The sequence below is a fragment of the Listeria floridensis FSL S10-1187 genome, assembly GCF_000525875.1.
Lineage (GTDB): Bacteria > Bacillota > Bacilli > Lactobacillales > Listeriaceae > Listeria > Listeria floridensis.
Map to the genome: position 1 here is coordinate 1 of NZ_AODF01000050.1, position 2321 is coordinate 2321.

3 protein-coding genes are annotated in these 2321 nt (G+C 40.3%); all 3 read left to right on the forward strand.

Annotation, left to right across the window (positions count from 1 at the left end; translation table 11 throughout):
- Positions 1 to 734 precede the first annotated feature (734 nt).
- The 3 genes from MFLO_RS17295 to MFLO_RS13620 all read left to right on the forward strand — a co-directional run bounded on the left by MFLO_RS17295 (position 735) and on the right by MFLO_RS13620 (position 2321).
- Complete coding sequence (locus MFLO_RS17295; protein ID WP_036098571.1) at positions 735 to 1205, forward strand: CdiA family toxin C-terminal domain-containing protein; 471 nt, start codon at positions 735 to 737, stop codon at positions 1203 to 1205.
- A 28-nt stretch (positions 1206 to 1233) separates the two neighbouring features.
- Complete coding sequence (locus MFLO_RS13615) at positions 1234 to 1623, forward strand: hypothetical protein (RefSeq protein WP_036098567.1); 390 nt, start codon at positions 1234 to 1236, stop codon at positions 1621 to 1623.
- A 353-nt stretch (positions 1624 to 1976) separates the two neighbouring features.
- The gene (locus MFLO_RS13620) at positions 1977 to 2321 is read left to right on the forward strand and encodes a hypothetical protein (protein WP_036098568.1); all 345 of its coding nucleotides are present in this window, start codon (positions 1977 to 1979) and stop codon (positions 2319 to 2321) included.

Consider the following 2321-nt stretch of genomic DNA (forward strand, 5'->3'; position numbering starts at 1 on the left):
AGGCGTGGAAGAAGTTGAATCCGGAAGAGACGGTTTCAGAGAATGATTTTCGGGCGGTGATGCTGAATACGCGTGCGTTTGCGTATACGTCGATTCAGGATGAACAGGAGAAAAAGGAGTTTTGGGTCAATGTTGCGGCGACGGTGGCGATCGTCGGGGTTGCGATTTTTTGTCCTCCTGCTGGTCTCGTGCTTGGGGTGGCTTATGGCAGTTTAGAAATGAGCGCCGCAGTGACTGGAAACGATTGGCTGACCGGGCGTGAGATGGCTACGTCGGAACGCGCATTACGTGGGGCGTTTTCACTGTTTGATTTGGTGCCAGGCGTGAAGGCGTTGTCTGGCGGGACGCGAGTGATTGGAGAAACGGGGCATTTAGCGGAACTTAGTCGGCTGATAATGCGCGGGAAGCAAACAGCGGTGTCGAAAGCAGAGGATCTGGTTCGGATTGGAAAGAATCAAGCGGAGATGCGGGTAAGAAGTTTGAAAGGTGTTCTTGCAGATATGGCGCATAGCGGAGTGGACAAGCTATCGCGCGGTTTAGATACGGGTGGAAAAGTTGGTGCGAAATGGGCGAATAGTTTGAACTTACCGTCACGACAGCAACTCGCGATGGCGGATGTTGGCGGACTGGGGACTTCTGGCAGTTCGAAGGTACTCGCACAGACGGAAAAATGGCAGGATACGTTGCAGCGGTTTGATGTGAATCTTGGCGGGGGAAGTAAGGCAGATGGTATAATGGAGAAAGCTAGTGGGGCTAATGACTTCAAATTTGGAAGTAATTCAAAGAATCATTTAAAAAATGTAGAGACTGTTAATACTAAAAAAGGTGTTGTGGGTGGTCATAACATGGATGAATTCAATAATGCACTAAAAAATCAAGGCTTTAATCCAGAAAACTTGATTGTTTCTAAAAAGCCACACCCCACCATTGATGGTATTTATGAAGTAGAATATAAAATACCTAGAAAAGATATGGCTGGAAATATCGCAGAACCAGTGTCTTATAAAAATATTAAGCAACCAAAAACAATTTATGATCCTGCTAAAATTAGTGATGAGAAGCTATATCAATGGGGACAAGAAGCGATGAAAAATGGGGAAATTGATGGAAGACTTGTCGAAGGAACAGCATCAAATGGGTTGAAATTCAGAGGATATCTAAATGAAGCTGGTGAAATAACGAACTTTTTCCCTATTCTTGATTAACTGAATTATATAATATAGGAGGAGAACAATGAATGAAGATTACCAAATTGCTAATAGTAAAGTAGAGATAGATAAAATAGTATCAACCTATTTCAACTTTATTAATGGTAAATATTTAGAAAAAGCGTTAGAATGTTTTGCAAATAAAGAAGGATATGGGCAAGAAATAGTTTTTGTTTCTTTTAAAAACGATTTAGACGACTATGATATGACACAGTTACCTAAACCATTAGACGACGAACATGTTTTAGTGGAATTAGATTCTCCCGCTGTAGAGGTAAGTCAAATAGCGTATTTAGATTTTAAAACTTTTTATAATTATTTAGATGAAAATGTAAAAAAGGCTGTAGAGAAAAATTCAGAAGAAAACGAGTTACTAGAATTATTAGAAGAAGTGAAAAAAAATTTAGGGGTATAGTTTTTATAAAATAAAAAAGGCACTTTATCACATGACTGGTAATCACGTGATAAAACCTTGACTAGTAAGCTAGAACTCACTAATCAAGTTGCCAATAGCTAACTGTATTCATTGTACAAAAATTCAAAGGACTTTACTAGTCTTTTTGGGAGTTTATTAAGTATACAATCATTTCAGTAGCTAGAAAATGTAAAAGTTATTGAAACGGTATTAGTGAGGAAACAACCACTGATACCGGTTTTTTGTGTATCAATAATAGAGTTTAAAGGAGAAAAATAAAGACCCATTGGAAGAAATACGCACCAAGCTATTTTTAGCCTATATAAGATGAAGCTGAGGAAGACATTCGGAATTTGGATGCGTCTAAATTTACCACGACGAATCGGATCGGGGCGATGAAAACGAAAACGGTTTTTATGAATAGTTATACGCAGGCACAGCGGGAAATACCGAAAACAGAAGTGACGGTGGATGATTTGTTTAGCGGGAGTAATGTTTACGCGGATCAGTTGAAAAACCAGTTTCAGGCGTGGAAGAAGTTGAATCCGGAAGAGACGGTTTCAGAGAATGATTTTCGGGCGGTGATGCTGAATACGCGTGCGTTTGCGTATACGTCGATTCAGGATGAACAGGAGAAAAAGGAGTTTTGGGTCAATGTTGCGGCGACGGTGGCGATCGTCGGGGTTGCGATTTTTTGA

Excerpts from the sequence above, each read along its gene's own strand:
- MFLO_RS17295 (WP_036098571.1), top strand. The coding sequence starts at position 735 with ATGGAGAAAGCTAGTGGGGCTAATGACTTCAAATTTGGAAGTAATTCA.
- MFLO_RS13615 (WP_036098567.1), top strand. The coding sequence starts at position 1,234 with ATGAATGAAGATTACCAAATTGCTAATAGTAAAGTAGAGATAGATAAA.